The 26,563-nt window shown below is 43.1% G+C and carries 22 protein-coding genes; 5 read left to right on the plus strand and 17 right to left on the minus strand.

The window, feature by feature from the left end:
* The 4 genes from srlA to ACR42H_RS24980 all read right to left on the minus strand — a co-directional run bounded on the left by srlA (position 1) and on the right by ACR42H_RS24980 (position 2,738).
* Positions 1-528 carry a PTS glucitol/sorbitol transporter subunit IIC gene (gene srlA / locus ACR42H_RS24965; protein WP_250801303.1) on the minus strand — a complete coding sequence of 176 codons (528 nt, stop codon included), beginning with the start codon at positions 526-528 and terminating at the stop codon, positions 1-3.
* Between the two features lie 14 nt (positions 529-542).
* On the minus strand, positions 543-968 hold the full coding sequence (locus ACR42H_RS24970) for a transcriptional regulator GutM (protein WP_436373932.1): 426 nt from the start codon (positions 966-968) through the stop codon (positions 543-545).
* 351 nt (positions 969-1,319) lie between these two features.
* On the minus strand, positions 1,320-1,652 hold the full coding sequence (locus ACR42H_RS24975) for a bh protein (RefSeq protein WP_341081591.1): 333 nt from the start codon (positions 1,650-1,652) through the stop codon (positions 1,320-1,322).
* Positions 1,653-1,775: 123 nt separating this feature from the next.
* On the minus strand, positions 1,776-2,738 hold the full coding sequence (locus tag ACR42H_RS24980; RefSeq protein ID WP_436377072.1) for a sugar-binding transcriptional regulator: 963 nt from the start codon (positions 2,736-2,738) through the stop codon (positions 1,776-1,778).
* A gap of 294 nt (positions 2,739-3,032) precedes the next feature.
* Here ACR42H_RS24980 and ACR42H_RS24985 point away from each other — a divergent pair, with 294 nt between their 5' ends.
* From ACR42H_RS24985 to ACR42H_RS25005, 5 genes are read left to right on the plus strand one after another with little or no spacing between them, the layout of a single operon-like run.
* Positions 3,033-5,075 carry a BglG family transcription antiterminator gene (locus ACR42H_RS24985; protein WP_436373935.1) on the plus strand — a complete coding sequence of 681 codons (2,043 nt, stop codon included), beginning with the start codon at positions 3,033-3,035 and terminating at the stop codon, positions 5,073-5,075.
* 19 nt (positions 5,076-5,094) lie between these two features.
* Entirely contained in the window at positions 5,095-5,553 is a 459-nt protein-coding gene (locus tag ACR42H_RS24990; protein ID WP_436373937.1) for a PTS sugar transporter subunit IIA, read from the plus strand.
* 30 nt (positions 5,554-5,583) lie between these two features.
* Positions 5,584-6,942, plus strand: a complete 1,359-nt coding sequence (locus tag ACR42H_RS24995) for a PTS galactitol transporter subunit IIC (protein ID WP_436373939.1) — start codon at positions 5,584-5,586, stop codon at positions 6,940-6,942.
* 30 nt (positions 6,943-6,972) lie between these two features.
* Positions 6,973-7,641 carry an L-ribulose-5-phosphate 4-epimerase gene (locus ACR42H_RS25000; protein WP_436373941.1) on the plus strand — a complete coding sequence of 223 codons (669 nt, stop codon included), beginning with the start codon at positions 6,973-6,975 and terminating at the stop codon, positions 7,639-7,641.
* Positions 7,642-7,654: 13 nt separating this feature from the next.
* Complete coding sequence (locus tag ACR42H_RS25005; protein ID WP_436373943.1) at positions 7,655-7,939, plus strand: PTS sugar transporter subunit IIB; 285 nt, start codon at positions 7,655-7,657, stop codon at positions 7,937-7,939.
* 73 nt (positions 7,940-8,012) lie between these two features.
* Here ACR42H_RS25005 and ACR42H_RS25010 read toward each other — a convergent pair whose 3' ends face one another.
* From ACR42H_RS25010 to codB, 13 genes are all read right to left on the minus strand, one after another.
* The gene (locus tag ACR42H_RS25010; RefSeq protein WP_436373945.1) at positions 8,013-9,470 is read right to left on the minus strand and encodes a CoA-acylating methylmalonate-semialdehyde dehydrogenase; all 1,458 of its coding nucleotides are present in this window, start codon (positions 9,468-9,470) and stop codon (positions 8,013-8,015) included.
* 36 nt (positions 9,471-9,506) lie between these two features.
* Positions 9,507-10,859: a GntP family permease gene (locus tag ACR42H_RS25015; protein ID WP_436373947.1), complete on the minus strand. Its 1,353-nt coding sequence runs from the start codon at positions 10,857-10,859 to the stop codon at positions 9,507-9,509.
* A gap of 15 nt (positions 10,860-10,874) precedes the next feature.
* The gene (locus ACR42H_RS25020) at positions 10,875-12,071 is read right to left on the minus strand and encodes an iron-containing alcohol dehydrogenase (protein WP_113882234.1); all 1,197 of its coding nucleotides are present in this window, start codon (positions 12,069-12,071) and stop codon (positions 10,875-10,877) included.
* Positions 12,072-12,222: 151 nt separating this feature from the next.
* Positions 12,223-14,007, minus strand: a complete 1,785-nt coding sequence (locus ACR42H_RS25025; protein ID WP_436373950.1) for a sigma 54-interacting transcriptional regulator — start codon at positions 14,005-14,007, stop codon at positions 12,223-12,225.
* Positions 14,008-14,194: 187 nt separating this feature from the next.
* Positions 14,195-15,505, minus strand: coding sequence for a GntP family permease (locus ACR42H_RS25030; protein WP_436373952.1), 1,311 nt, complete (start codon positions 15,503-15,505; stop codon positions 14,195-14,197).
* A gap of 193 nt (positions 15,506-15,698) precedes the next feature.
* Entirely contained in the window at positions 15,699-16,703 is a 1,005-nt protein-coding gene (locus tag ACR42H_RS25035; RefSeq protein ID WP_436373954.1) for a LacI family DNA-binding transcriptional regulator, read from the minus strand.
* Between the two features lie 51 nt (positions 16,704-16,754).
* Positions 16,755-18,038 (minus strand): histidinol dehydrogenase, encoded by a 1,284-nt coding sequence (gene hisD / locus ACR42H_RS25040; RefSeq protein WP_436373956.1) that lies wholly within the window; start codon positions 18,036-18,038, stop codon positions 16,755-16,757.
* Positions 18,039-18,093: 55 nt separating this feature from the next.
* Positions 18,094-18,855, minus strand: a complete 762-nt coding sequence (locus tag ACR42H_RS25045) for an SDR family NAD(P)-dependent oxidoreductase (RefSeq protein ID WP_436373958.1) — start codon at positions 18,853-18,855, stop codon at positions 18,094-18,096.
* Between the two features lie 12 nt (positions 18,856-18,867).
* Positions 18,868-19,809, minus strand: a complete 942-nt coding sequence (locus ACR42H_RS25050; protein WP_436373960.1) for a 3-hydroxyacyl-CoA dehydrogenase family protein — start codon at positions 19,807-19,809, stop codon at positions 18,868-18,870.
* 438 nt (positions 19,810-20,247) lie between these two features.
* Positions 20,248-21,315, minus strand: coding sequence for a M42 family metallopeptidase (locus ACR42H_RS25055; RefSeq protein WP_436373962.1), 1,068 nt, complete (start codon positions 21,313-21,315; stop codon positions 20,248-20,250).
* Between the two features lie 60 nt (positions 21,316-21,375).
* Entirely contained in the window at positions 21,376-22,992 is a 1,617-nt protein-coding gene (locus tag ACR42H_RS25060; protein WP_436373964.1) for an ABC transporter substrate-binding protein, read from the minus strand.
* Between the two features lie 355 nt (positions 22,993-23,347).
* Positions 23,348-24,613 carry a cytosine deaminase gene (locus ACR42H_RS25065; protein ID WP_436373966.1) on the minus strand — a complete coding sequence of 422 codons (1,266 nt, stop codon included), beginning with the start codon at positions 24,611-24,613 and terminating at the stop codon, positions 23,348-23,350.
* Positions 24,603-25,871, minus strand: coding sequence for a cytosine permease (gene codB, locus ACR42H_RS25070; RefSeq protein WP_436373968.1), 1,269 nt, complete (start codon positions 25,869-25,871; stop codon positions 24,603-24,605). The genes ACR42H_RS25065 and codB overlap by 11 nt, the downstream gene beginning before the upstream one ends.
* Between the last annotated feature and the right edge of the window lie 692 nt (positions 25,872-26,563).

Here is a 26,563-nt window from a genome sequence, read left to right on the forward strand (position 1 = left end):
TTATTGTACTCCTGCTTCTTTTTTAGCTAAATAATTCGTAATTAACTCTGTTACTATTCCGCGTATCAAAATGATAACAACCCCAACTAAAAAGTAACGGACAGCCAGGTCTGCTACTGGAAGACCCAGCTCCTTAATTCCATTTGCAATTCCCAGATAAACAAAAAGCTCACCAGCGTTAGCATAAGGAAATAAACCAGTAACAGGATGAACAAATGATACGGCTGAATCATAGAAAGCAGGCTTTTGCTTTTCAGGCAAGAACCGGCCAAATGTGTAAGCCATTGGATTGGTTAATAATAGAACCGATAAAACCGGCATTAATGTATAACGCAGCAAACGGTACTTTGCAGCAAATTGAATAATCCGAGTTACCCTTTCTTCACCTACAAACTTCATAATTGCATAGGTAAACGTCAATAGCACAACTAAGGTGGGAACAATTCCTGTAAATAATCCCATAAATGTTTCTCCACCAGCGTTAAACATTCCTATAAAATGTTCTCCAAACCATTTTACCCATTCCATAATACGTTCCCCCTTTAATGTCCAATCGAAATTTTATTTTTTGAAATAGATAACAGGGCAGATTCCCCTGCCTTCGCCAATGCCTTCCAATAGGACGGTATACCCCTATCCTTTTTATTGATAGATTTCTCCTTTATTGTTTTCAAAACTTCTCCTACATGACTGCCTTTATATGAATCTAATGGCTTAAATTTTGTAAAAACTGTCATTCCTTTTAACATATAACACTCATGGATCATGTAGTCCTGGTCTACCACCATGATGACGATAGCGCCAGGGCTGAATTTTGATCTTTCCATGCCAGAGAATACGAAATAGCCGTCTTCCCCTTTATAATTACTGATGATCTTGTCTAGGCTTTTCTTATAATATTTAATCTGCACAAGCGAAAGGGCATGTTGAATGATTAGAATGGCACATAGGATTACAACGAGTTTCACAAAATTCCCCCTTAATATAAATTTGGATTAACCCCAGCGTGGTAACCGCTTACATTTAAAAGACAGATAAACCCGGCGGAACAAATGTTCAACCTTTAAACAATAATCATGCTTCTTTCACATATGACACACATTGTTACATTTGTTATGTATTAAGAATAATTTAAATCATCAGTACTGTCAATCAATTTTTATATTATCTGAATCTTAAGGAGAGTAAATTGCATGCACCGTGAATTTGTTGCCTGAAGCATTCATTTACAATATAAAAAAGGCTGATTCAGAGCTGCATTAAAAACAGCTCTGAATCAGCCCTGTGACCGACTGTATACAGAATAAAAGAATGTAATACTATTCTCCTTTTATTTTTTTATAGGATTCTTTTGTTTCATTTAAATACTTCATAAGACGATATGGTTTACTAAGGACTCTTTTGGGAAGATCCTCTGCTAACTTGTTAGGATCTTTTTTTAATTCTTCGGTTAATCTAAACGGTTTTGAAGTAATTCTTTTATATACTTCCTTATATAATTCTCTTTTAAAATCCATATTCATCTCATTTGTACGCTTACAATTGTCACATTGTATCTTATTAATTTTCCCATTTAAATATCTTACATGATGCAGGGTTTCATCCAAGCATTTTGAGCAAAAAAGGTAGGTATCGGTTTCTGAAATTTTCATTTATATTCTACTCCTTATTAAGGATTCTTAAAAAATGAAATCCTGAATACCTTGATTTTCATTTTAAATTCAGTAATCTAACTATATTATATACAGAAAACTTTTGGTCAGACACTGTTCTGTTCAAAACTTTTCGCTTTCGTATTTATTTATTACAGCACTTGCCGTCTTTTCATCAATTATCAAAACATTAATAATCTGGCCATTCAATGCACCGAAAACACTCTCTGCTTTTTGCTGCCCCTCAACAAGAGCAATGACTGTCTCAATATTTTTTAATTCCTCCAACGATATTCCTATTACCCGTTTATTTATTGTATCATCCACTTGTATACCCTGGTTATTGTAAAATCTAAAGCCAATATCGCCTACTACCCCAAGCCTTTGCAGCTGTGTGAGGTCATCCTCTTTTAAATATCCTATCTTCATTAAGGTAGATTCTTCGTAAGGATTCCCGATGCCAATAATCGCCATATCCACATTTCGCCCGCTTTGTAATACCAGCTCAATATCCTGCATAGCCATGAGCCTTTCTCTGAGTTCTTCTGTTGCCACTATGGCCGGTGCATATAAATAAGTGCATTGCCCTTTAATTTTCTTTGCCAGTTCATTTGCTAAGTGATTAGCATGTATTTCGACTTCCTTAATGCCCATTCCTCCTTCTAAAGGAACTACTTGAATATCATTTCTGCGTTCATAGGGATATTCCTGAATTAGACTGGAAAGTGTGGTGCCCCAGGATATCCCTATACTCTGCACATTTTTTAAATTTCGGGATATATATGCGGCTCCAGCCTGACCAATTGCCTGTTTGGCCATTTCTCCCGGTAAATCATCATTGGGTACCACAATAGCACTTTCCAGATTGAAATATTGCTCCAGTTTCTGTTCTAATTCCACTGTCACAACACTCTCATCTTTAATGTAGATATTTACAATACCTTCCTCTTTTGCTTTTTGCAGCAGTTTTGAAATGACAGGCCTCGAAACTTTAAGTTTTTTTGCTACATCCGCCTGTGTCAGACCTTCTTTATAATATAGGTTTGCAACCTTCACCAATTGCCTCTTTTCATGCCAGTCCACAATCATTACTCCTTTAACGCCAGGTTATTAAATCATTTTTTTGATAGTTTAGGCTATTTTACCATACTCCTTTTTTTAATTAAAAAAGGATAGGAATATGTGGTTTCTTTAAAATTTCTAAATAGTAATTGACTATTCCATTCCAATCAGGTAATTTATACAAAAGTTCTTATAATGAACAATTGTTCAGTGCAGTCTTATACAAAACTTTTCGTTTTGCAGGATAAAAGTTGTTATGAAAACGATTACAATTATCAAATAATTTAAAATATAATAAGTCCCAAGGAGGTTATAGACATGTTCCTTGATGATCGAAGTGTTAATTTACTAAATGTATTAATACGGACACCTCAAATAAAAAGTAAGGAACTAGAAGAAAAATTAAATCTTAGCAGGCGGCAAATAACCTATTCTATCGAAAAGATCAATCAATGGCTGGGCCTGAAAAATTTATTGCCCATCACCAAAAGCCGCAATGGATATTTTATTATCGATAAAAAGGTATTTGATTATTTTTCCATTCATCATTCACAGTCTGCACACCTTAAGGAGTATATTCCTACGGAAAAAGAACGGGCATTATTAATTATTTTATATTTACTTGGCAAAAAGGAAGAAGTATCACTGTTCCATATTATTGATCTCTTAAATGTCAGTAAAAACACAGCTATCAAAGACATCAAAGAAGCCTCGGAGTTCCTTGGTGAGTATTCTTTGACTATCCACTATTCGAGGACTGAAGGCTATGATATCAGCGGAGAAGAATTCCAAATCCGTAAATTGTTAATCATAGTTGTTAAATCCGTATTAAACCTCTTTAATGGGCATATGTACTTTGAAAAGTTCCTGCAAATAGATATACGTTATATGCAAGAAAAAATAAGATCCATTGAAGAGCTGTTAGAGATCCACTTAACGGATGAAAGCTATGAGAGATTGCCATATGTCATAGAATTAATTTTTATCAGAATAAATCATGGGCATTTATTGAATGAAGACTTTCATGTTGGGATAGAGGAATTAGCAGATACTAAAGAATATATTGCATCCGAAAAGCTATTAAAGGATGAAACGGATATTCCAGTCAGTGAGAGAATATGGCTCACACTTCAGTTATTAACTTCAAATGTTCACTCAGCAGAAATCCTTACTGACCAGCACATACAGGATCTTAAAGCTGCAATAAATGAGGTACTCCTCTTATTTGAGAAAAAGTCCTGTATTTTCATTGCTGATAAGAACGAGATTCTTGAAAAACTTCTGCTCCATATGAGACCAGCATACTACCGCATCAAATATCACCTTACTCTTAGGGATCATTATTCTTTTGAAATGATTGAGGAATATACGGAATTACATGATATGGTTTCCTCTTCAATTAGTCCTCTGGAGGAGCTAATCCAAGATCAGTTTCCTCCTGGCGAGATTGCCTTTATTACAATGTTTCTGGCCGGGCAGCTTATTAAACAGGGAGAAGAACTCAAAAAAAAGAAGAAAGCCTTGGTAGTTTGTACAAATGGGCTTACCATTTCCAAAATCATGAGACAAACATTGAGGGGAATTTTTCCGGAGTTCCACTTTGTTGAAAGTCTATCATTAAGACAATTTCAGGTTTACCGGCTTGAATACGATATTGTGTTTAGCACCATTCCTGTTCAATCATCAAAGCCGTCTTTTTTAATTAATCCTCTTATGACTTTAATCGAAAAAGAAACATTGCGAAATCAGGTAATCAATTCCATTGATGAGGCCAGTTATACAACCATAAATATTAGCAGGGTAATGGACACAATTAAAGAAAATGCTATCGTAACGGATGAATTAGCCCTATTAACCTCGTTGTCCAATTTGTTTCAGCCAAAACAAAGGATAGAGACTACGGGTAATAGAATCCTTGCCTATGGCTTGAAACAGTTTTTGCCAAATGAGTTTATCCAAATAAAAGATCGGGCAGAAACCTGGCAGGATGCCATAGTTATTGCATGTGACCCCTTGATAAGAAATAACATTATCAAACCATCATATGTAAAAGCCCTGCTTGAAGAAAATGATCATCAGCAGATTTATAGTTTTTTAGGAAACAGCATGGCTATCCCGCATGCAGCTCCTGAAAAAGGAGTATCCGCAGATGCCTTCGCCATGCTGATACTAAAAAACCCAGTTGCCTTTGCGAATGGGCACAGAGTTTCCATAGTTACACCACTCGCCATTTATAACCAGAACAAGCATCTGAAAGCACTATCCCAATTAGCTGAGCTAGCTGAGGATAAAGTGAAGATGGAACGATTAATAGAAGCAAAAGACGCTGATGATGCCTGGTTTACTATAAATGGAAGTTGAATGGGCAGGAGGAAGTAAAATGTTTTTTGATAAAAAAATTACTTTATTTAACTTAGAAGCATGCGACCGCCAGGATGCATTGCGGCAAATGGTGAATTCCCTGCGCGCTGAGAACTTAGTGGCAGCTTCTTTTGAACAAGGAATCTTAGAGCGTGAGGAGTCTTTTCCAACTGGTTTAGCGGTGAAACCATTCGGGGTGGCCATTCCCCATACAGATGCAGATAAAGTCATAAGTCCGCAAATCGCTTTTGCGTCTCTAAAAAACCCAGTGAAGTTCCTTGTCATGGGCAATAACGCACAAGAAGAGATAGATGTCTCGCTTATCTTTATGCTGGCTTTAAAGAATCCAGCAGATCAGCTGACAATGCTGCAGCGCTTAATGGAGATTCTTCAAGACCAAATTTTATTAACCGAATTTTCTGAATGCGAAAACGAAAATGAGTTTGAAGATTTATTAAACAGAATTGGTCTGAAATAACTTTTCAGACAATAAAAAAGGGGGATTTAAATGTCGGTTTTACAATGGTTTGTTGACCTTGGTGCCAGCGTAATGCTTCCAATTCTTTTGTTTATCTTTGGGATCGTGTTAGGAACAAAACCTTCAAAAGCTTTTAAAGCTGGTTTAACCGTCGGCATTGGCTTTATTGGGCTAAATCTTGTAATTGGGCTGTTAACCAGCAGCTTAGGACCTGCGGCAAAGGCCATGGTTGATAATTTTGGTTTCCAGCTTGACACCATAGATGTAGGATGGCCGGCTGCGGCTGCCATTTCTTATGGTACTGCTTTAGGAAGTTTGGCAATCCCTTTGGGAATTGGCTTAAATGTATTCTTATTGATTACCGGCCTGACAAAAACGCTGGACGTTGATATCTGGGATTATTGGCACTGTGCTTTCACAGGATCTCTAGTATATGCCTTGACAGGAAACTTCGCACTTGGCTTATATACAATTGCCATTCATTTAGTTGTCATTTTCTTCTTAGGGGATTTAATTGCAAAAGATATTGAAAAGTTTTATGGTTTTCCAAAAATCACTTTCCCGCACGGGGCCTCTGCACCATCCTATCTTGTAGCAAAGCCTTTAAACTGGGTGTTTGACCGAATTCCCGGCTTTAATAAATTAGAGGCTAATCCTGAGACTATCCAAAAAAGATTAGGAATTTTCGGGGATTCGACTGTAATGGGTGTATTAATCGGTATTGTGATTGGATTCCTGGCAGGATATAGTGCGAAGGAAGTTATGCAGCTTGCTGTACAAACTGGTGCAGTGATGATGTTAATGCCCCGAATGGTTTCACTGCTTATGGAAGGGCTTGCACCGATCTCTGAAGCAGCCAGTGACTTTGTCAGAAAACGCATGCCGGGTCGTGACCTTTATATCGGTATGGACAGTGCATTATCGGTAGGTCATCCCGCTGTTTTATCAGCCTCATTAATTATTGTGCCAATTACTTTGTTTTTAGCGGTCATTTTGCCTGGAAATACAGTCTTGCCGTTTGGCGATTTGGCAACCATACCATTCTTAGTTTGTTTAATGACTCCAGTATTTAGAGGAAATATTATCAGAACTGTTGTCGCCGGTACACTTTATATGGCAGTAGGTCTGCTTATCGCTTCTTGGGCTGCTCCTTTAATCACCGATGCCGCCATTGCAGCAAATTTTGATATGGCCGGAAATTCCAGTATCTCTGCCCTTGTTGACGGAGCTGTCTGGACGACATTTATCTTTGTTGGTCTAGCTAAGGTGCTCAACTGGACAGGAATTACTCTTATAGGTTTAGTCGCCTTTGGAGGTTTGATTTACTTGAATAAGATAAAGCCAAAACGTGAGGCGAAACTTAATGACGATACCGGAGTCGGTTTATAAAAATATCCCTAAAGGAAGAAGGTGATCTATATGTATCAGGTTTGGAAACAATTAGTATGTGATGCAAACAAGACATTAAAAGAATTGCAGCTTGTCAAATGGACCAGTGGAAATGTCAGTTACAGAGATAAAGAGAGTAATAATGTAATCATTAAACCAAGCGGCGTCCACTTTGATGTTCTAAAGCCAGAGGATATGGTTGTACTCGATCTGGATGGAAATGTTGTGGAGGGGCGGCTGAAGCCTTCAGTAGATACTGCCAGCCACTTATTTGTTTATCGGAGACGTGACGATATCCACAGTATTGTCCATACCCATTCACCGTTTGCTACCAGCTTTGCTATACGAGGATTAGGAATCCCATCGTATACCACAACAGCTGCCAATATGTTTAAAGAATGTGTCCCCTGCTCAGATTATGCAGCGATTGGTGAAGATGAAGTCGGCAAGCAAATTATTGACCACATTGGGGATTTGCCGGCTGTGCTGCTGCGGAACCATGGAGTCTTTACGGTAGGCAAGGATATTGAAAGTGCACTAAAGGCTGCTGTACTGCTGGAAGAAACGGCAGAGTACGCGCATTATGCCACATTGCATGAGCCTGATCTAACGCCACTTAGCAGAGAGATTGTTCTTCAATGTCATGATTTCTATAAAACGTCATATGGCCAAAACGAAAAAACCAACAATACTATCTAAAGGGTGAGGAAAAATGAAAAAATTATTGATTATGTGCGGAACAGGAATTGCTACTTCAACAATTGTAACTGGAAAAGTAAAATCCTGGCTGGAAGAAAACAACCTCCAAACGAAAGTAAAGTTATATCAATCTAAAATCAGCGAAGAACTCGGCCGGATTGATGAGTATGATATCATCGTTTCCACTACACTTGTTCCAGATAATATTAAAAGCAAAGTCATTGATGGTGTCCCTTTATTGACAGGCATTGGAAAAGAGGCCATGTTTGAGAAAATTAAAGAGCAAATTCTAGCATAATATATAAGGAATAACCTATCAAAAACATAAGAGACACCTGCATTTCATTGCAGGTGTCTCTTATGTTTTATTCCTACCAGCGCGCAGTCAGCATCTTTCTTCTCGTATAGAATTCCACACCATCTGTTCCGTTTGCGTGAAGGTCTCCATAGAATGAGTTTTTCCAGCCGGAGAATGGGAAGAAGGCCATTGGTGCCGGTACGCCGATGTTGACGCCGAGCATACCCACTTCAATGTTTTCTCTGAAGTAGCGGACGCTGCTTCCATTTTGAGTAAATAAGCATGCGCCGTTACCAAAGTCGGATTTGTTGGTAAGCTCGATTGCTTCTTCCAGGCTCTTTACACGTACGATAGATAAAACTGGTGCGAAAATTTCTTCTTTCCAGATCTTCATGGATGGTTTTACATTGTCAAAGATCGTTGGTCCAATGAAATAGCCGTTTTCTTGGTATGCCTCGTCTTTACGGCCATCGCGTACAAGAGAAGCTCCTTCTTTTTCGCCAATTTCAATATAATTGCTTGTACGCTCTTTGTTTTCCTGGCGGATAACTGGTCCTAAGAAGACATCTTCATCCAATCCGTTTCCAATGGTCAGCTGGTTTGCCTGCTCATTCAGTTTCTCAACAAGCTCGTCAGCAACGGAATCTACAGCTACAACAACAGAGCAGGCCATGCATCTTTCACCCGCTGATCCGTAAGCGGCAGCAATAATTTCTTTAACTGCGCCATCGAGATCTGCATCCGGCATGACAATGGAGTGGTTCTTTGCTCCAGCTAGCGCCTGTACGCGTTTGCCGTTCGCTGTTGCAGATTTGTAGATATACTCGGCAACAGGCTGGGAGCCAACGAAAGAAATCGCCGGTACATCTTTATGATCAATCAGGCTGTTTACTACATCATGGGCACCGTGAACAATGTTGAATACCCCAGCCGGCAGGCCAGCTTCTGTGAACAGCTCTGCCAGGCGATTAGCCAGGATTGGCGTTCTTTCAGACGGCTTTAAGACGAATGTGTTGCCGCAGGCAATCGCAAGCGGGAACATCCAGCAAGGAACCATCATCGGGAAGTTGAAAGGCGTGATGCCGCCGATGACGCCAACCGGGTAGCGGTACATGCCCGATTCTATATTGGTCGCAATGTCAGGAAGCTGCTTTCCCATCATAAGAGATGGCGCGCCTGCAGCAAATTCTACACATTCAATTCCGCGCTGAACCTCACCGTATGCTTCTTTAAAGTTTTTGCCGTTTTCCTGTGTAATCAACTTTGCCAATTCGTCCCAGTTGTCTACTAACAGCTGCTGATATTTAAATAGTACTCTGGCTCTTTTGGGCACCGGCGTTTTGCTCCAGGTTTTAAACGCTTCTTTCGCAGCCTGAACAGCATTATCGACATCTTCGCGGGTGGAAATCGGTGTGCGTGCAAGCTCCTCGCCGGTTGCAGGGTTTGGCACCACTTCGAATTTTTCCGTGTTTGCATCCACCCATTCTCCATTGATAAAGTTCTTTAATACCTTTGTTGTTGTCGCTGTCATGAGTAAAATCCCCTTTCAAAATTGAAGTCAATTATTTTAAAAAATTGAATATAAAATCACAGCCAGGAATAATACAGCCGTTGGCATTGCTACACTCAGGATAAAAATTGGCCAGTAGGAGCGCTTATGGGTTTCACCGCAGATGACCCGGATCGTCGTAACCACATAGCCATTATGCGGAAGTGAATCCAGTCCGCCCGAAGCAAGTGCAGAAATCCTGTGCATCGCGCCAGGATCCAGGCCTTGGGCCATATACATAGGCGCCAGAATCGGAAGGGCAATCCCCAAACCGCCTGAAGCCGAACCTGTAATCCCGCAAATCAGCGTAACGGCTATAGCCAGTCCCATTAAGGGAGGTCCCGGAATATTGACCAGAGCATCGACGAATGCATCAAAGGCAGCAACCTGGGCGGCAACACTTCCGAAACCCACAACCGCACACGTATTAGCCGCGGCGACTAAAGCATCCTGGGCACCCTTTGCCAAAGCCTCCCAAAATCCAACCAGGTATTTAATCATCAATACACATGCTAAAATGATTCCGCTGGTCAGGGAAATTAAAGCAGCAGCCGTTGACGAGGTAAAGTTGGCGGCTGTGTTTAAAATGGCAATAACGGAAGCCAGCGGCAAAATCGCCATCAATACATGCGGGAAGTCCTTCCCTGCAGGAGCGGCATCAGGTCTTTGCATGGACAGCTCCGCTTCCAGGGCAGCAGCCGACTCATTTGCAGCACTGGACGGCTGATTCGGCAAAGAAAATACCTCTCCATTTTGAACCGCTTTTTTCACCATTCGGCTTAGTAAAATACCGCCTGTTATCATGATGATTAATGCCATTAACACTCCAATGATTCCGCCAGCAGTCGGCTTCGTTCCGAAAAACTCAGTTGGAATCAGGTTTTGGATTTCCGGTGAGCCCGGTGCTGTCATCGTAAACGAAATCGAACCGAACACCAAAGCGGCCGGGATAAAGCGATGCGGCAGATTAGCCACTTTAAACAAGGAAACAGCAATTGGGTACACTGCGAAGCCTACGACAAACAAGCTGACACCACCATATGTCATAATTGCCGCTGCTGCCACGACAGCAAATACAGCTCTGGATGGGCCCAGTGTATCCTTAACCCAATTCGCAATACTGTCGGCCGCCTTGGTTACCTGCATAATTTTTCCGAAAACTGCCCCAAGCAGGAAGATTAGGAACCAAGAGTAAAAATAATTTGTAAAGCCTGTCATATAATGCTCTGTCAGGGCAGTCTCAAGGTTAAGTCCTCCTGTAAGAGCAACCACAACGGCGCTGATGATGGCGGCAATAATTATATTTACGCCTTTCATTGTTAAATACATTAATAGAATCAGTGAAGCGATTAACCCCAGCATTCCAAGCATCTGATTGTCCCCCTGTTACACTTTTTCAGTTTCAGAGGAAAACTGATATTCATAGCAAACATGGTATAGCTCTTCCAGCTCGCTCTGAGTCGGGACTCTTGGGTTGTTGCCAGGACTGCCGCTGTCAATCGCATCTGTTGCCATTTTTGCTACAGCAGCTTTAAAAGCCTCTTCGCTAATTCCCCATCCTCTTAAGTTAGGAATATTTAATTTCAAACACAAATTCTTAACAGATTGAACAGCGATCTCAGCTGCTTCTTCTCTGGTAAGGCTTTCATCATCCGGCTGAAAAATTCGTCCGATGTGCGCTAAGCGGTCTACACATGCTTCCTGGCTGAATTCCAATACGGCTGGCAAAAGCATGGCATTCGAGATTCCATGCGGCACGTGAAACAAAGCCCCGATCGGGCGGCTCATTCCGTGCACAAGACATACGGATGCGTTTGAGAACGCCATTCCCGCCTGGAGAGAACCAAGGCTCATCGCCTCACGGGCATCGACGTTTTCCCCCTCATTGTAAGCGGTTAAAATATTATCCACGATCAGTTTCATAGCTGATACCGCCATTGTATCGGTCATCGGATGTGCTTTTTTGGACAGATATGCTTCAATGGCATGGCTTAATGCATCGACCCCTGTTGCAGATGTAACATTCTTCGGTGAGGATATCGTGAGCAAAGGATCCACAATCGCTACACTCGGCATGAAGGCAGGCTGCTTAATCATCATTTTTACATCATTGGACGAGTTCGTGATGACTGTTACATCTGTTGCCTCTGAGCCTGTCCCAGCTGTCGTCGGAATGGCAATGTGAGGTACGGGGGCATTCTGGGCAAGTTTCCTTCCTCCCATATAATCGCCGATATAGCCGCCATTCGTTGCGAGAACGGCGATGGCCTTCGCCGTATCAATACAGCTGCCGCCTCCTACTGAGATGACCATGTCGCATTGCTCTTTTTGAAAATGCACCAATGCTTCTGCCACATATTCATCAGTTGGTTCAGATGCTACCCCTAGGTATACCTCGCTTTTTACTCCGGCTTCCTGAAGAAAGGTTCTGCATTCGCTTACATAACCAAGCTGATCCATTATTTTGTCACTGATTATTAATGCTTTTTTCCCTCTAAGCGCCGCTTCAGCACCAACTTTTTCGGAAGATCCCCTTCCATAAAAGATCGCTTCCGGCACACGGAAAACTGCTGGTTTCTCCATTGAACATTCCACCCCTTTTGCTTCGTTACTGCTATACTTGCAAGGAGTGTGCCAACTATGAAACCCAGTAAAGACAGTGTTTTATTTCTGCCAAACTGTAGCTGCTACACTACAACTGTAGATATCTTGTAGTGAAACCACTACACTTCATTCACGTTATTCCATGCTTCTTCAGCTTTTGATAGAGGGTTGTCCGATGTATCCCCAGTAAATCAGCAGCCTTCGATTTATTCCCGCCCGCATTTCTTAAGGCATCAAGAATCAATTCTGATTCTCTTTGATTTCCCAGAAACCTGACTTCTTCTATGGATCCGACAGCTAACGAGGGTTCTTTCCCTTCTTTAGTAATAGGTTCAGACCTTTTCATCATCTCCGGCAAATGGTGATAGTCAATGACCTTCCCATCCACCATGGTAACCAGCTGCTCCACCGTATTGACCATCTCGCGAATATTTCCCCTCCATGGATGCCGTACAAATGCATTCACCGCTTCAGTAGTGAAGATTTTCCCGGGTACCTGATACCTCTCACAAATCTCTCTCAGATAATGGATCAGCAGGACAGGGATATCCTTTTTCCGTTCGCGCAGCGGCGGGATGTGAAGCTGGATAATGTTCAGCCGGTAGTATAAATCCTCCCGGAACTCCCCTGTTTCGATCATTTGCATAAGGTCACGGTTCGTCGCTGCGATTACTCTGACATTGATTTGATACTTCTTCACACCGCCGACACGTTCGGCTTCTTTTTCCTGCAGAACCCGTAGCAGTTTGGTCTGCATGACAAGCGGCATCTCCCCGATTTCATCGAGAAAAATAGTACCGTTGTCTGCCAGTTCGAATTTTCCGGGCTTGCCGCCCTTTTTCGCGCCAGTGAATGCACCTTCTTCATAGCCGAACAATTCGGATTCGAATAAGTGCTCTGGAATCGCCCCGCAGTTCACACTGATGAACGGTCCGGTCGAAAAGGGGCTGAGATGGTGGATGCTTTTTGCAAACATCTCTTTTCCCGTCCCGCTTTCACCCGTAATCAGAACAGTTGCCGCAGTCCTTGCCGCCTTCCGTGCCAGCCGCTTTACATCTGCGATGCCTTCGCTTGTCCCAATGATCTGATCAATCGTAATCCGGCTATCGCTTTCCTTTTTCTTTGTGAAAAGATCCGGCCTAGCCGTTTGATTTTCCTGCAGCTTTTCATAGATTTTATAAACCTCCGAGACCCCTTCAAAAATCAGCATTCCTATGGCCCCGACAATCTTGCCTTCTTTCCTGAGCGGAATCCGGTGCACCACCATGTCATGCCCCTGGATGTTCTGGAGAACCCCGCGTTCCGCTATTCCGGTCTTTACTGTCTCATGAAGATGAGTATTATCAATTACCTCTGTCACATGCCTGCCAATCGCATCCTCCCGGTTAATTCCGGTAAAACGGCTGTACGCTTCATTAAATTCCTGCAGGATGCCATTTTCATCAACAACCGCTATTCCCTCATAGGCACTTTCCAGAATCGCGCCAAGGGCACCATCTGCATTTTGCTTTTGCCTCAGTTTATGCAGGTATTTGGAGAGCCCGTCAAGGATATCCCTGGTTGTCAGGATGCCCAGAAAATTGCCATTTTCACCAATGACAGGTAGATGATCATATGGAAGGGATAAAACATCAAGGATCGAATCATCTGGCCGGACAGCAGCCAGATTCGATTTAGGAATACTGCCAATTAATGCGTCCCCCGAATTGCCCTGGGCAAAGTAGTTAAGCAGCTTTCTTGATGTAATCATACCGACTAACCCATTTTTCTCATTCAGTACCGGCAGACTTTCCAGGTGAAGATCCACCATCATTTTGGCTGCTTCACCCAGTGTTTGACCCGGCTGAATACAAAAAGGGCTGGGTGTCATCCAATTCTTCACATAAAGTAGCTCATCAATATGTAATTTCGGCAAAAAGGATTCCTCCCTCTATCATAATTTTCTAAATTATAGCACTTTTATAACAAATAGAGAGGATAGGTCAATTGCGAACTACTCAGGAAAGTTGCTTTCTGTATTGCCGATTGTGAACTTTGCAAATAGATACTATATAAAGAAAGACAGAGAGCCTAAACCCCTCTGTCTTTCCGCTAAAGCCTTTTTAGAAAATGGAGAATAAAATGACCGCTAAAATCACACCAAGTATCGGAACAATTACTGTCAATGCACCAAATGCCGGATAGGCATCCTTATGCGATTCACCGCAGATTGCACGGATGGTTGTCACAACGTAACCGCCATGCGGCAAGGAATCAATCGACCCGGATGATATCGCCACGACCCGATGGAGTTCACTTGCATTGACCCCCATATCCAGATAATGCGGAGCAAGCAGCGGCAATGCGATGGATTGGCCACCTGAAGCAGATCCGGTCAGACCTGCAATGACAGCAACAGCCAGAGCCCCTCCGATTAAAGGGCTTCCCGGAATGCTTGTCATGGCATCAACTGCACTTGCAAAGGCAGGTGTTGCTTTAGCCACACCGCCAAAGCCGACAACCGCGGATGTATTGGCAATGGCAATCAATGCTCCAATCGTTCCTTCAGACACCGCTCCCCATACATTCGTAAAATACTTTTGGTTAAGAAAATAGGTTGCAAAGCAGCCGCTCAATAACGCGATAATCAGGGCCGACTGTGCCAAGGAATCATGGAAGATAAACGAAATCACAAGGACGACCAAGAGCGGGAACATACTTAACACCGGGCATGGCAGGTTTTCGCGCATCAAAGCAGAATCCGTTTCTCTTGCCTCAAATCTTTCTCCATTGCGGATGGCCTTGTTAATCATTTTCTTCAGCCACCAGTATCCAAATGCCATCATAAAGACAGCAACAATAAAGCTGACTTCCCAGGCAGCATATGGAGAAGTTCCTAGGAATTCAATCGGAATCCAGTTTTGGATTTCCGGTGAACCCGCAGACGTCATGGTAAATGTAGTCGAACCGAAGGCAAGAGCCGCCGGTATGAACCTTCTTGGCAGGTTGGCTTCCTTAAATAGGCTCAAGGCCATTGGATAGACGGAGAATGCAACAACAAACAGACTTACACCGCCATAGGTTAAGACTGCACAGGCAATGACAACAGCCAACGCTGCCCGTTTCATGCCAATCTTACCGATAATCCATTTGGAAACACTGTCTGCTGCCCCGCTATCCTCCATTAGTTTTCCAAAAATGGCACCGAATAAGAACATTAAATACCAGGATGTAATAAACCCGGCAAATCCGTTCATATAGTTCGTTAGAAAATTGACTTCACCCTCGCCTGCAAGCTGAGGAAAAATCGGTATTCCACTGAATATTGCAACAATAAATGCAGCAAGAGGGGCAGCAAGCAGCAGGTTCATTCCTCTCATCGTCAAATAGATGAGAAGCCCAATCCCCCCAAGCAATCCAATCATACTTAGCATAAGATCCTCCTATCAGAAAAGCGCAAGGCGCCCGCCTATCGGCGACAAGCATAAGACAAGCCGGCTGAAAGGTTGTTCTTTAACCTTTTGGACGGCTTGGCTTATGACCTCGAGCCGATGGCGCCTGGAGCTAGACATTTATCGAACTTCAAAGATGTCAAATTGGGTTTATAAAACCCCTGCCTTCTCTCCATCACCTTCTGTCCGCTACTGATCCTCTTTCCACCAAATGCCCTTCTATTCTTTGAATTTCAGGGGCGTCTGTATCCCCATTAATGTGCTCCAAAAGAAGGTTAATCGAATAATCGACCATTTCATCAACCGGCTGATGCCAGGTGGTTAATTCATAGGATGACCAATCCGACATAGCCACATTGTCAAAGCCTATGACCGAAATATCCTCAGGGATTCTGATACCCTGTTTCTTCAGATAATCCATTGCACCAAAAGCGGATATATCATTTGCACAGAAGATAGCATCTATCTTTTTATCCTGTTCCAGCAGCTTTTCCGCTGCTGCAAATCCTCCATCATACGAATAAAGGCCGTTTTCCGTTAAAAAGGAAGAGATGCCGTGTTCCTTCAAAGCTTCCTGGAACCCATTTTTCCGATCCACTGTTGTTGATGTATTCATCGGTCCGGAGATAAAGGCGGGATTTTCATGTCCTTTTTCTATCAAGTAGTGCCCTATCCTTTTGCCGGCAGCAAAGTTATCGCATACAACAGCACTGCTTAAGGAATCGTTCACATATCGGTTAAACAGGACGACCGAGATGCCATTGCGGGTAAACTTCTGTACAGTCGAAGAGGTCAAAAGCGCATCTGTGATGATGGCTCCCTCCACGCTGTACTCAATTAAATGGCTCACTTCATCCTCTTGGATCTCGTTATTCTGGGAGTTGATAAACATTACCTTGTACCCCTTTTCAGCCAGCCTGCTGTAAAACTTATCGAGGATTTCCGGATAAAAAGGGTTCTGGATATTCCGCATGACAATCCCAATGATGCGGGACTGATTCGTGATCAGGCCGCGGGCAATGGCATTCGGCTGATATCCCAGCTGCTCAGCAGCCTCCAGAATAAGCTTTTTCTTTTTTGATGAGATACTTGAATTTTCACTAAAAGCCCTGGACACGCTCGATTGCGAAACACCTGCCAGCCGAGCGACATCCATGGCTGTCACTTTTTTATTTTTCAACGCATGTTCCTCCTGCCTGAATCTAGACAGAGAAATTATAACAGATTTTGCTTACTTCACGAGGCTGCCATATCGCTTCACACGAAGGTCAGCTTGTGCCTGATGTCCTTTAAAGCCTTCAAGGTCGCATAAACGGGATGCATATTCACCGATCTTTGCACTTGCTTCAACTGTTGTTCTCTGGTAAGTACACGTTTTCAGGAATTTTCCAACCCATAGTCCGCCAGTGTAGCGTGCTGCCTTTTTGGTAGGAAGCGTATGGTTTGTGCCAATGACCTTATCCCCGTAAGCAACGTTCGTTTCCGGCCCAAGGAAAAGCGCTCCATAGTTTGTCATGTTTTCAAGGAAGTAGTTTGGATCCTCAGTTAAAACCTCCACATGCTCATAAGCCAATTTATCCGCTTCCACTACGGCTTCTTCCAGGCTGTCAACAAGAATGATAGAACCGTAATCTTCCCATGCCGCGCCTGCAACATCTGCTGTTGGAAGTGTTTCAAGCTGGCGTTCAATTTCTGCCACTGTTTCGTTCGCCAGTTTCTCTGAAGTTGTAATCAGGCATGCCGGAGAGTTAGGTCCATGCTCAGCCTGTCCTAATAAATCCGTTGCAATTATTTCAGCATCTGATGTTTCATCCGCAATGACAAGAACCTCAGTTGGGCCTGCAAACAGGTCGATTCCCACTCTGCCGTATAATTGACGCTTTGCTTCCGCAACAAATGCATTACCAGGTCCAACCAGCATATCAACCGGTTCGATAGTTTCTGTTCCGATTGCCATTGCACCCATCGCTTGGATTCCGCCAAGAAGGTAAATCTCATCAGCGCCTGCAAGATGCATCGCGGCTACGGTTGCGGAAGGAATTTCCCCTTTAATCGGAGGTGTACACGCAATTACGCGCTTAACGCCTGCCACTTTCGCGGTCAAAACACTCATGTGGGAGGAAGCAACCATCGGGTAGCGTCCGCCGGGAATATAACATCCTACACTGTTGACCGGAATGTTTTTATGGCCAAGGAAAACTCCAGGCAATGTTTCTACTTCAATATCCTGTAATGCTGCTTTCTGGTGCTCGGCAAAATTGCGGATTTGCTCCTGAGCAAATTTGATATCATTGATCGTTTGTTCAGGTACAGATGCAACAATCTCCCGAATTTGCTCATCACTTAATCTGAATTGTTCCGGTGACCATTTATCAAACTGCTCAGAAAGCTTGCGGACCTCTGCATCGCCGTTCTCTTCAATATTTTTAAGAACCGCGCTTACCGCTTCCCTTACTTTTACGTCTGCTTCCTGTACTTCTTGATCATTTTTTCCCTGTTTTAAGAAAGTTGCCATTTGATATCACTCCAGGTTTTTTATTTTGAATACGTATGCAAAAATCTGTAAAAGATTAAATGGCTGTCCATCCGCCATCTACTTTTATCGTATCGCCTGTAATAAACTTTGATAGATTGGAAGAAAGGAATAGTGTGGCAGCTGAGACATCCCCGGCATCCGCAAGTTTTCCAAGCGGAATCCTGCTGTAGACTTCCTTTTCGAATTCCTTATCTTCGAACATTTTCGAAGTCAGCTCTGTTTCAATAAAGGTTGGAGCCACTGCGTTTACATTAATCCCATGGGAGGCCCACTCCACCGCGAGAGCTTTCGTCAGCTGCACCATGCCGCCTTTGCTGGCACAATAAGCCGCCCGTTTGAAATAGCCGACAAACGCCATCTGGGAAGCAATGTTGACAATCTTGCCGGATTGATTCGGGATCATATATTCGGCTGCTTTCTGGCTGCAGAAGAAGGCTGCCTTCAAATTGGTATCAAGCGTCAGGTCCCAGTCCTCTTCCGTCACTTCCATGGCAGGCTTGGCCCGGTTTATTCCCGCGTTATTGACCAGCACATCGAGAGTACCCATATAATCTACGGCCTTTTCTGTCATTCTTTGAATCTCTGAAACATTGTTCAAATCAGCGGAAACATAGAAGCTGCTGCGATTGAATTTTCTCAGTTCTACGGCTGTCTGCTGCAGATCCTCTTCATTTCTCCCCACGATCACAACCTTCGCTCCGTTTTTGGCAAAGGAAAGGGCGATATCCCTTCCGATTCCTTTGCTTCCGCCCGTCACAAGCACCGATTTATTCTCCAGATCAGGAAAGTTCTTCATACCATTCCTCCATCAGATTAATTGGATTCCCAGATCCTTTTTCAAAAAGCGGATCAGCTCAGCTTCCCTCTTCTGGTTGTACTGTTTGGAAAAAGCCTCATCCCACTTGTAGTAGCCTTCACCCGATTTATCGCCGAGCTTCTGGTCTTCTACAAGCCTCTTTAAAATCGGCAGGGATTCCTCAGCACTGGATAAATGCTGGAACAGATAATCAGAGATGGCCGAGAAGACATCCAGTCCGCCCATATCGGCCGTCATCAATGGGCCTGAAACCGGCAGCCTGCGTCCAATGCCGTAAGTTACTGCGTCATCAATATCTTCTTTGCTCGCGATGCCTTCCTCCAGTAGATATTGGGCTTCACGGAAGAGTGCATATTGAAGGCGATTGCCGACAAAACCGGGAATCTCTTTTTTCACTTCTATCGGCTTTTTCTTCATTTCCTTTAAAAGCTGAAAGGATCTTTCCACAGCTTCATCGCCAGTCTTCTCACCTCGTACGACCTCTACGAGAGGAATCAGATGAGCCGGGTTCCAGAAGTGTGTCACCACTGTCCGTTCCGGATATACTGTCTCAGAAGCAATCTCCGTTGGACTGAGGCCGGAAGTATTGCTGGCCAGAATGACATCGGGAGCACAAAGAGCGTCAAGACGCTTAAATAAGTCAATTTTTAATTGAATGTTTTCCGGTACAGCTTCAATTACAAAAGTAGCATCTGTGACCGCTTCTTCAACAGATACGGTCATTCTAATATTTTCCTGAATTTGGGCAGCTTCCGAACCGGATAAAATACCGTTGTCGAGCATAACATCAAGCTTTTTCAGCATATTGGACCAGCCCTGTTTCAAGTCGGTGTCACTGATGCCCTGCATTTTCACACTCAGTCCGGCCCAGGCCGCATTAAGCGCAATGGAATGGCCCATCGTGCCGCACCCAAGTACAGCTATTCTCTCCATTCGCTCACCAACTTTCTGAAATTTCTACTTTTTGAATACGTATTCAATATACTATGTAAGCGCTGTAATTTCAAGTTAAATTACTAAATTATGAAATTATTTTGTGCTTCTCTCATCCGAAAATGCAGTGTTTGCTGGGGTTTTCCTGGTTCAATCAAACGTTTGATTGATTTTAACAAAATGATTGAGAGATCAATCCCTGCCAGGCCGCTGCTTGGGGGACAGGTTGACTGTCCCTTGTCCCGTGAATTTGAACATTACTAATAGAAACGGGAAAATTGTAAATAGAAAAGCTCATTTTGCAAATAGATTGCTTGAATCTGCATATAGAATGACCAAACCTGCATATAGAGGGGAGAATTACGCAAATAGCGTTTCGTACGGCTGCTTTTATAAAAAAAGACAGAGAGCTTGATCCCCCTGTCTTCTCTTATATGATTAAGTATCTAAAAACGTCTTACCCTTCAGCTGATCCAATGTCACAACAAAGTCGTGCAGCAGTTTGTAGGAGTTCTCCATATCATCCAAGTCGACTACTTCAATAGGAGTATGAGTATAACGGGATGGGATTGAGATAACACCCGTTGTGACACCTTTATTTGTCATATGTATAGCTCCGGCATCCGTTCCGATTCCCATGAAGACTTCATGCTGATAGGGAATATTCCCCTCTGCGGCCACTTTTTCGAGGTGCTGAGTGACAAGCGGATGGGCAATCAGTGATTTATCAGCGATTTTGATGCAAGGGCCGTTGCCAAGGCTTCTCGTGCCTGTCATCAGGACATCAAATGTATCGCTGGTTGGCGTTGTATCAAGTGCCAGCGCAAAGTCAGGATCTACGGCAGCAGATACAACGGAAGCCCCTCTCAATCCAACTTCCTCTTGAACAGTAAATGCCCCGTAGATGTCGCCATGCTGTGCCCCATTTCCTCCGATGTTTTGAAGTAAGCGGATCAGCAGTGCGCAGCCTGCCCGGTCGTCCAAAGCTTTGCCAACTACGCGGTTATTTCCTATTTTCTTGAACTCTGTGCCATAGCTGATCGGCTGTCCAACTTTGATTCCCATTTCCACGGCTTCTTCTGCTGTGCGGGCTCCGATATCAATATAAAGATCACGATGGCTGGATATGCGCTTTGGATCATCCCATTTTACATAGTGGGCTGAAATGGTTCCAATCACTCCATCTACCGTGCCTTTTTCAGAACGGATCCTAACTGGCAATGATGTGAGAATACGGTCATCGAATCCGCCTAGTTTTTCAAATCGAATTAACCCATTGTCTTCAATTTTTTTTACAATAAACCCAATTTCATCGGTGTGGGCTGCAATGACTAAAGAAGGAAAATCCGGGTTATTCCCTTTCTTTTTCACAATCAGGTTTCCTACCGGATCGACGCGGTATTCATCCACATAATCCTTCACTTCATTTAAGATAAATCTTTGAACATCCTGTTCAAAACCGCTGGGACCCACAATATCACACAGGCCTTTCAATAATTCATACACAGTGGAACCCTCCCTTTTATTTGAAAAGAAATCCCCCGCTTTTTGCAGGGGCTCTTCCTGTTAATTCGTCAGGTAAACCTTCGTAAAATCATCATCCTCCATTGGGTGTGCACTGAATCCCTGGACATAGCCCGCCATTGCGATTGGCGGTGTTGTATGCGCAAGAGTCACCCATGGGGCATCCTTGTGGAAAATTTCCTGAGCCTGCTCGTAAAGCTTTGCACGTTCGTCCTGATCAAATGTTACACGGGCATCCTGCAAAAGCTTGGTAAATTCTTCATTTTCATAAAACGCACGGTTGCTGGCAGGTTTATCAGTATTCGTTGCACTCAGGTTCGGGAATAGGAAGTTATCCGGATCAGCCATAACGCCTGTCCATCCGTATAATCCCATTGGGTGTTCCCCGTTTCCTGACTTTTGAAGGTACGTTGCCCATTCATAGGTAACGATTTCCGCTTCAATGCCAATTTTCTTCAAATCAGCCTGAATGGCTTCCGCCACTTTCATTGGCTGAGGCATATATGGTCTTGGGTTGCTCATTGCCCAAAGCTCGGTTTTGAATCCATCTGGATATCCTGCTTCTTCCAAAAGCTTTTTCGCTTCTTCCACATTGAACTTGTAATCTTCAACGCTGTCATTATATCCCCAAAGTACAGATGGGAATGGGTTCTTCGCTACCTCGGCATAGCCATTATAGAAAGCATCCACAATGGCCTGTTTATCAATAGCCATATTTACTGCCTGACGTACTTTTACATCATCGAAAGGTGCCATTTGTGTATTGAGAACCATGTAGCCAATGTTAAAGCTTGGGCGCTTTACAAGACTAAGCTGTGAATCGGCTTCTATAGTTGTTGCATCATCGGGGTTTAAGCCATCGATGATATCCACTTCACCAGCTTGAAGTGCAGTCAAACGTGAAGAATTGTCAGGGATAACCCTGAATATCAGCTCATCCAAATATGGCCCTTCTCCTGCATAATTTTTATTTTTCTTCAGTACAATTTTGTCATTATGCTTCCAGCTTTCAAATACGAAAGGACCTGTCCCCACTGGGTTTTCATAGAACTTGTCACCGTGCTTTTCAATCGCTGCCGGACTGGCAATTCCAAACATAGGAATAGCTAAGTAGCTGATAAACGGAGCTGTCTTTTCAGTTAATTTAAACTCAACTGTTGATTCATCTACGGCTTTTACATACTCGATCTTATGGTTTGGATCGCCTTTAAAGCCCCCATATAAGAACGGATAGTATGGAAAATCCCCTTTATGGTAGGGGTTTTCTGGATCCATCCACCGGTCGAAGTTAAACACGACTGCATCTGCATTAAAATCTGTTCCATCCTGGAACTTAATGCCCTTTTTAAGGGTGATGGTCCAGGTCAGACCATCATCAGAGACTTCGTGAGATTCCGCTAAGCCTGGCTGGACTTCAAGATTTTCATCATATACAAACAAGGTTTCAAAGATATTGCTTGTTACACGAATAGATTCTCCGTCCGTAACATTGATTGGGTCCAGCCCAATAGCGTCAGCACCGCGTGCATAAATTAATGAACCTCCCTCTTTTGGTTCACTGCTGTTGCCTGATGCTTCTTCACTGCTGCCGGAACATGCTGAAAGCAGCAATGAAAGAATCAGTAAAATGCTTAATGCTAGTGAAGATTTGCCTTTCATCGATATTTTCCCCCTTGTGTTTTTTATGTAAGCGGAGCTGAAAAATCAGATGCCGCTATTTCCAATAGCATAGATAACTGACTAAATTTTATATTTAGAGTTTTCATATTTTTTAATAAAAAATAGTATATCTTAGATTAACGAAATATTCTACTATATTTTTATAGTCGAAATATATATGATCGGGATTTATTCTTTATTACTCTATTTGTAAACGTTTACATTCTTTTCTTGTGTTTTATAATCATTTTTTTAACGTTTAATAGTTATAGAAAACTATCATTTTAAAAATATATTTTCATTTCTTCTTAATATAAAAGACTGACCCAGTCAGCCTGAGCCAGTCTTCTATCTATCATTTATGAAAGTTCACTTTCTCTTTTATCTCCCCAAACATCACAGATGTCTCGCTGGGTTTCGTTTCAGCAATTACTTTTCCATTTCTTATGGAATACCTTACAGCTGCCTGTCTCCTGATCGCTTCATACTCATTTTCCGCATCAAGAATGATCAGGTTGGCCGGTTTGCCAGCTTCAATTCCATATTTCTCTTCAATATTTAATGTCTTAGCACTATTATTTGTAATCAGGTCCAAGGAGTTAACAATTTGCTCATAGCCCATCAGCTGTGACACATGGATGCCCATGTGGAGCACCTGCAGCATATTGCCGGTGCCAAGCGGATACCATGGATCAAAGATGTCGTCATGGCCGAAACTTACGTTAAGCCCTGCTTCAAGCAGTTCTTTTACTCTTGTAATCCCTCTGCGCTTCGGATACGTATCAAAGCGCCCCTGAAGATGGATATTTACGAGAGGGTTGGCGACAAAATTAATGTTTGATAGCTTTAACAGTCTGAACAGCTTGTAGGTATAAGCATCATTATACGAGCCCATTGCCGTTGTATGACTGGCTGTTACCCGGCTGCCCAATCCGCGTTCATAGGCTTCCGCTGCCACTACTTCCACAAAGCGCGACTGTTCATCATCGATTTCATCACAATGGATATCTACCAGGCGGTCATATTTTTCTGCAAGATCAAAGGCAGTTTTCATTGAAGAAACGCCATACTCCCTTGTGAACTCGAAATGAGGAATGCCCCCTACCACATCAGCGCCCATTTTCAGTGCTTCCTCCATGAGCTCGGCGCCGCTTGGATAAGAATTGATTCCCTCCTGCGGGAAGGCAACAAGCTGGAGGTCCACATAGTCAGACATTTCTTCTTTTACTTCTAAAAGCGCTTTTAAAGCAGTCAGAGTGGGATCTGTTACATCCACATGGGTGCGGACATGCTGAATCCCCTGGGCAATCTGCCATTTCAATGCTGTTTTCGCCCGTGTTTTTACATCGTCATGTGTAAGGGTTTCTTTTCTTTGTGCCCATCTTTGAATGCCTTCAAATAATGTTCCGCTCTTGTTCCATTCAGGCTCTCCGGCTGTCAGGGTTGTATCCAGATGAATATGGGGCTCGATAAATGGTGCCGAAACCAGGGATCCTGCAGCATCAAGAATTTCACGGCCTGATTCCACTTCCCCTTGTGATAAGCTATGAATCTTTCCGTCTTGTATCGCTATATTCCATAGGCCTTCCCGGTCTCTTAGTTTTGCATTTTTAATAATCACTTCTTAATTCCCCTTCCCTGACTGTCTTCTTACCTTGTAAAACAGCAGCCAATTTTGATACTAGAACAAATGTTACGGCTGACCCCAACAGCGAGTTGATTGGCGGGATTCCCGGCACAAAATTTGCCGCAGCCACGCCGGCTGCCCATGCAAGGATGGCGATCCAGTTAACAGCCTTAAACTTCATATCTGCAAACTTCTTATACTCTCCGCGATTCACAATAAAGTAATCTGCTAAGATGATAGCCCCTATGGACGGCAGCGTCGATCCCAGAATCGTCAGGAACCCGACAAAGTTGTTGTACAGCCACATGGCTGCAATCGTTCCGATAATCCCGTTGAAGATGACAACCTTTCCTTTTCGGATCTTTAAAATGCTTGCAAACCCTAAGCCTGATGCATATAAAGCGTTATCGTTCGTTGTCCAGATATTTAAACCAAGAACCAGAATCGCCGGGAAAATCAGCTTTTGGATGAACATGACTTCTGAAATATCAGATTGCCCTGTTGCGATTGCACCAATTGCACCGAAGAGGAACATTATAGAGTTTCCAATGAAGAAGGCGATGACAGTTGATACTACTGCTGTACGCTTTGTATTTGAGAATCGCGCAAAGTCCGGAGTCAGCGTGCCCGCACTGATAAACGAACCTACGCAAATCGTTAAGGCCGCTGCAAGACTAATAGCCTCTGTTGGCTGATATTGCATAAGTCCTTCCAGGCCGCCTGCTGTTTCTGTTGCTTTAAAAACCGAGAAGCTTCCTAGAATAGTGATTAAAGGGACAGCTACGAAGCTCAGGATTGCCAGCGCCTTCATGCCGAAGAAGGCTGTGCCTGTCATCAGCAGACCTGCTGCTGCAATCAGGAGATACGCATCAAGTCCTGTTACTTTCTGAACCGGCAGCGCAAACATCGCTACCCCAACGCCAAACCACCCAACCTGAGTCGCAGCCAGCAAAAAGGATGATAGGTAAGATCCTTTTTCACCGAAGGCATAGCGGGTAAGCAGGTGCGTTGATAAGCCTGTCTTTGCGGCAATATAAGCAAGGGCTCCTGTGTAAGCACCTAAAATCAAGTTGCCTGCGAGAACGATTCCTATAAATTGAATGAACGTTAATCCTGTTCCAAGCGTTCCGCCTGACCACATGCTCGCTGAGAAGAAGGTCAGGCCGAGCATCACCACAAGCATTTTCCAAAAACCGTTGCGATGCCCCTGGGGTACCGCCTCTAACGAAAAATCCAAATCTATTTTTTTCATACCAATTCCTCCATTCATTTTTTTGGACTGGTACCGAAGGATTTTCGATAGTAAGTGGATGGAAAAAGAAAAAGGCTTCTCGCCGTTTTCCGACAAGAAGCCTTTTTTCTGCATGAATAACCCTGGGCAGGCTGCACCTCACCCATTGGCATCATACTTCCGCTGTCCTTGTCAGCCTCACGGGACTGATTTAAAGGTACCAGTATTTAATTGTTTATTATTATTTCAGAAATATAGGAACCTGTCAACTCTGTGATTCAGGATTTTTCTTCTCCAGAGGGCTTTTACACACAATTTTTGATCTGCGCCTTCTATATCATTCACTTTCACCCGTTTATCGGTCAGACTTCATTTTTATGGGTTACATTTGCAATATATCAGTCAAACTCCCTGGTTTATCGGTCACTTTTTCCATATATCGGTCACTCCGCGAGAAATCAACTTCATACTGCCAGCATAGTAAAAAACAAAGGATTTTTATCACGAAAATAATGTGGCACATCTCTTAGATCAAGCACCCTAATGAGAGGGGGAATATCTCAGCTGATATGCGTGTAATCCTTGCGCTTGTTAAGGAATGCCAACTGACTTTTTGAGTTTTCTGCCGTCATCTATATTCGACAATTTCACCACTAATTTCCCAGGAAAAGATTTATTTCTACACGGGCATAAAGCAGGTTTCGACTGCTGGA

The organism is Cytobacillus sp. BC1816, from assembly GCF_051353635.1.
GTDB lineage: Bacteria > Bacillota > Bacilli > Bacillales > Cytobacillaceae > Cytobacillus > Cytobacillus oceanisediminis_C.